This is a genomic window from Bacillus sp. LR_5 (assembly GCF_042709275.1).
This window is the reverse complement of sequence record NZ_JAVAXX010000399.1, coordinates 1-4,520: the sequence shown is the minus strand read 5'-3', so window position 1 is coordinate 4,520 and position 4,520 is coordinate 1. Positions and strand designations below refer to the sequence as shown.

At 42.6% G+C, this 4,520-nt stretch carries 5 protein-coding genes; 3 read left to right on the top strand and 2 right to left on the bottom strand.

What is annotated here, in order from left to right; translation table 11 throughout:
- Positions 1-221 (top strand): hypothetical protein (locus RAC86_RS35725; RefSeq protein WP_377886698.1); only part of this gene is annotated, 221 nt, incomplete at its 5' end.
- 137 nt (positions 222-358) lie between these two features.
- On the opposite strand, the gene RAC86_RS35720 is transcribed toward RAC86_RS35725, so the two are convergent.
- Positions 359-1,501 carry a TetR/AcrR family transcriptional regulator gene (locus RAC86_RS35720; protein WP_072565557.1) on the bottom strand — a complete coding sequence of 381 codons (1,143 nt, stop codon included), beginning with the start codon at positions 1,499-1,501 and terminating at the stop codon, positions 359-361.
- Positions 1,502-1,643: 142 nt separating this feature from the next.
- Between RAC86_RS35720 and RAC86_RS35715 the strand changes: the two genes are divergently transcribed.
- Both RAC86_RS35715 and RAC86_RS35710 read left to right on the top strand, forming a co-directional pair.
- Complete coding sequence (locus RAC86_RS35715; protein WP_072565558.1) at positions 1,644-2,981, top strand: aldehyde dehydrogenase family protein; 1,338 nt, start codon at positions 1,644-1,646, stop codon at positions 2,979-2,981.
- 303 nt (positions 2,982-3,284) lie between these two features.
- On the top strand, positions 3,285-3,671 hold the full coding sequence (locus tag RAC86_RS35710) for an RDD family protein (protein WP_236827560.1): 387 nt from the start codon (positions 3,285-3,287) through the stop codon (positions 3,669-3,671).
- A gap of 142 nt (positions 3,672-3,813) precedes the next feature.
- On the opposite strand, the gene RAC86_RS35705 is transcribed toward RAC86_RS35710, so the two are convergent.
- Positions 3,814-4,239: a DUF5391 family protein gene (locus RAC86_RS35705; protein ID WP_014115789.1), complete on the bottom strand. Its 426-nt coding sequence runs from the start codon at positions 4,237-4,239 to the stop codon at positions 3,814-3,816.
- Positions 4,240-4,520: the final 281 nt, after the last annotated feature.

The window sequence follows — 4,520 nt, the reverse complement described above, 5'->3', positions numbered from 1 at the left end:
AGTATTTGACAGAAAGGCACGCAATTTATGTCACAAAACAAACTACTATTTTTACTCTTTTCATTTTCTTCTATCGTTCACCTGCTCTTCAATACGCTTTTAGACCCTACTTCAAGCTGGAAATCTTGGTCGGTGAACATTGCTCGAATTCTTTTGGCCCTTCTATTTTTAAATCTCACCTTGAAAGAAAAGAAAGAAACTCAAAAGAACAAGTGACATAACGACACAGAGCCCGGACTGAGTGTATCCGGGCAAATTTATATCCGTTGTAAACGTTACCTCTCTCAGGTTTTCATTTCAAAAGATACTGAAGGTACTCCCCAGCCTCCCATTTCAACCGCAGGCTGATTTCTCTCGTTTATAGCAATACAACCTTATACTTCTTCACATCCAAAAACTGCAAAAACTCCCTCGCCAGCACTTCTGGCGCATGCGTCTTCCCTTCATCCAGCCGATACAAAATCAGCCCGATAATCATCGCGGATACATAATAGGCATAAAGCTTTTTCTCCGCATGAATCTCAGTCTGCTGATGCAGATAAAACGATTCCAGCGCTTTGAACATATCAGGTATCATATGAGGAACACCCCATTCCTGATTGAGAAAATGCACAATGGGCATGTTTGATAAAGCAGAAAGCAGACTGGCGAGCGCCTCCTCCGCATCCTCTAAAGAAAGCTCATTCGGACTTGGGGCAATCGTCAGGTGATCTATGATCTCCGCACATGATTGCTGAATCATGGTTTGCAGCAATTCCTCTTTACTGGCATAGTGATCATAAAAGGTTGCGCGGCGGATATTGCTTTTACGGGTAATATCCGAAATCGTAATGGCCGCGTAGTCTTGTTTCTCCGCCAATACGTCCAACAAAGCCTTCTGCAGCGCCTCTCTCGTTCGAACCACACGCCTGTCGATTTGCTTGTCCTCCTGCCGCTCCCCTGACGCAGCCTGTCCAAACAGCCAATAAAACCTCTTTTGAGAAACAAGCTCCCATACCTTTTGGCTGATGGCTTCCGGAGAAGCCGCGGCATCCTCATTCAGCCAATACAGGATAATCGCGTACGTGTACAAAGCCCGGTAATGTCCGTAGATTTCCCGTTCGATCGGCGTCAAGTTCACATGGATTGGAGCCAGCAGAACATCCTGCTGAAACACATCCTTAAAAAAACGATGAACATTTTCTCTGTTCATCATCGTACCAAAAAAGGATCGATGCTCGTGAACAAAGGACAGAGTCGGATGCACAGTTTGCCGTTTTTTGTTCAAATGGAGGGTATCCATATGCCTGAAGGCCTCATAGAGCGCTTTGCCCAGCCCCTCCTTCATGTCTTCGATCACATCCTCAATGATTGAAAACTTGTCTTCATAATAAAGGTAGAGCGTCCCGCGGCTCACTTTGGCCTTCTCAGCAATTTCTTTCATTGTGATATGTTGAATATCCCTTTCTTCCAATAAGGCCAGCAGCGCCTGTTTCACTTGAGCTTCAGCAGATTCCGGCACAAAAGACACCCCCAATCATTAGACAGATGTTCGATATATGTACGGTAACGTATAGATGGTTCACCGTTGTCTTTCTTACAGAAAAGGTACCACTTTATAATAGGTCTGAGAAAAGAAGAAAGCAAATGAGGGGGATTTTACAATGGAACAGCAAGTAAAAGACGACATTCAGCGTGTCTTTCAGCTTCAGAAAAAACAGCAAAAAGCACTGCGCGCTTCAACAGCGGAACAGCGCATAGAGAAGCTTCAGCGCTTTTTAGATTCCGTCATTGCCCATGAAGAAGAAATCATCGAAGCGATTCGCAAAGACGTCCGCAAACCATATCACGAGGTCAAAAAAGCGGAAATCGAAGGAACGAAAAAAGCGATCAGAGATAATATGAACAATCTGGAACAATGGATGGCGCCTAAAGAAGTCGGTTCATCTTTAAGCCCTGACGCAAACGGAATTCTTATGTACGAGCCTAAAGGCGTAACGCTCATCCTCGGTCCGTGGAACTATCCGTTTATGCTGACGATGGCGCCGCTTGCCGCTTCTCTCGCAGCCGGAAACAGCGCGATTGTGAAGCTGTCTGATTTTACGATGAACACAAGCAACATTGCCGCAAAAGTGATTCGAGACGCTTTTGACGAAAAAGAAGTCGCGATTTTTGAAGGAGAGGTTGAGGTGGCAACCGAGCTTCTAGATCAGCCGTTTGACCACATTTTCTTCACTGGAAGCACAAATGTCGGAAAAATCGTCATGACAGCAGCGGCCAAACACTTGGCATCTGTCACACTTGAGCTTGGCGGTAAGAGCCCAACGATCATTGACAGTGAATACGATCTCACGGACGCAGCGAAAAAGATCGCCGTTGGGAAATTCGTAAACGCCGGCCAAACCTGCATCGCACCTGATTATCTGTTCATTAAAAAAGACGTTCAGGACAGGTTCGCGGGGATTTTACAAACAATCGTCAACGCAGGATTTATGGAGGATGATTACAACCCAGACCGCAGCAAATTTACGCAGATCGTCAATGACCGCAACTTCAACCGCGTCAAAGACCTGTTCGACGACGCCATCGAAAAAGGGGCGGAAGTCGTATTCGGAGGCGTGTTTGATGACAGCGACCGCACGATCTCGCCAACCGTTTTGAAAAACGTCACACCTGACATGAAAATCATGCAGGAGGAAATCTTCGCACCGATCCTGCCGATGATGAACTATGAAGACATCGACGAGGTCATCGATTACGTAAATGATCGTGATAAACCGCTTGCGCTTTATGTATTCAGCCACAACCAAGACCTGATTGACAACGTCCTTCAGCATACGACATCAGGAAATGCCGCCATCAATGATGTTGTCGTCCATTTCAGTGACGTCAACCTGCCATTCGGCGGTGTCAACACAAGCGGAATCGGCTCCTATCATGGGGTATACGGATTTAAAGAGTTTTCTCATGAGAAAGGTGTATTTATTCAAGCCGCTAAATAATCACAATAAAGAGAATCTGCATCATTTTGCAGGTTCTCTTTTATTTTTCACCAAACTCTTCTATTCTCCTATTAATCTACAATACAAATAGGAAAATAAAGCAATATACAGCATCAAAACACTATTTTTGTTACAAGACAAAGTTCCTCTAGTATATTTCATTGAAACCCTATAGGCTCTAACATATAATATCCCAGAAAACTCCGAAGGAGAGAAATTCATACATGGAAAACCAGCAGGGTTTTGGATTCGGGCAATCGCTCTATAATTGATGATTTGATTATCTATTTTTTTGCTTTTATTATGATTCTCATTAACACTTTAATTGTCCTGCCTCTCATTGATTCAGCAAGCCTTTATATGACAGAAGAACAATATACATTTTCTATATTGATATTCGGGACAATCCCTGTTATTGCCATCATATATATCTTCGGTATTCTTTATTATAGCCTACTGACGTCTTCAAAAATGCAAGCAACACTGGGCAAAAAACTCATGGGAATAATCGTTGTCAATCAGTATGGCGAGCGAATTTCATTTTGGCACAGCTTCGGCCGTTTCTTCGCTTACACACTATCAGGAATTTTGTATATCGGTTATATCATGGCCGCCTTTCCCTCTAAACTGGCATTGCATGATTATATTTGCGGGACAAAGGTTATCTATAAAAATAAATATTTGGATTGACTAACCAAAAAAGGCTGCCGAGACCTTCTCGCCAGCCTTTTCTCACATTCGATTATTTCCCAAAAGCCACTATTTTTTGATAGATTCTGATCGCAATAGGTACAGCATATTATCCATTTTATGAACAGGAAAATATAGGGGATTACGTAAAACTTCTTGTAACGGGTTTTTTTGATGCTGAACGAAAAGCTGCAAAAAACCAAATGATGTTTACAACAGCCGCAGCGAGACAAACCCCAATCACAAGGATCACCTCAGAAAGCAGATGGTCACTGAACAAACTAAACATCAAGATAAAACCGGCCGAAGATAAATGAATCAGCAGCCCAAAGCCGCAAAGCACCGCCATTACATACCTCATCGCATCAACTCCAAGCATGTAAATGAGAAAAGGAATGAGATACAACACAAGGATCATACCGATAGCTGACCACATGCCGACTGAGTTAAACTGATTGGCCGCCCCTCCCGTTTCGGCCAGTGGCGAAAGTGAAGCAGCGGCAATCATGGCGCAAAAAAGGAACGCAGAAATGATTGTTACGATTGCCACGCTGTTTTTTCTAGACATCAAACCCCTCCTTTAAATAGAAATATTAACCTTTTCATTATAAATAAGCCGAATAGAAAATTCATTACATTTAAAAAAATTCCAGAACACATGCGCAAACGTATGGTTCTTCCTAGTATATTTATATAGTAAAAAATAAAGGATAAAAGACTCATTTTTCAGGCATATCAGGATTTTATCACCATATCATATTGCACATGCTTTTTTTTCAAAGTATACTATTCCAGATTAATTCAAAGGAGAGAAAAAAATACATGGAAAAACCAGCAGGATTTTGGATT

What these genes read in the sequence shown, in the direction of transcription:
- RAC86_RS35715 (WP_072565558.1), top strand. Translation starts at nt 1,644, where the DNA reads ATGGAACAGCAAGTAAAAGACGACATTCAGCGTGTCTTTCAGCTTCAG.
- RAC86_RS35710 (WP_236827560.1), top strand. Translation starts at nt 3,285, where the DNA reads ATGATTCTCATTAACACTTTAATTGTCCTGCCTCTCATTGATTCAGCA.
- RAC86_RS35705 (WP_014115789.1), bottom strand. Translation starts at nt 4,239, where the DNA reads ATGTCTAGAAAAAACAGCGTGGCAATCGTAACAATCATTTCTGCGTTC.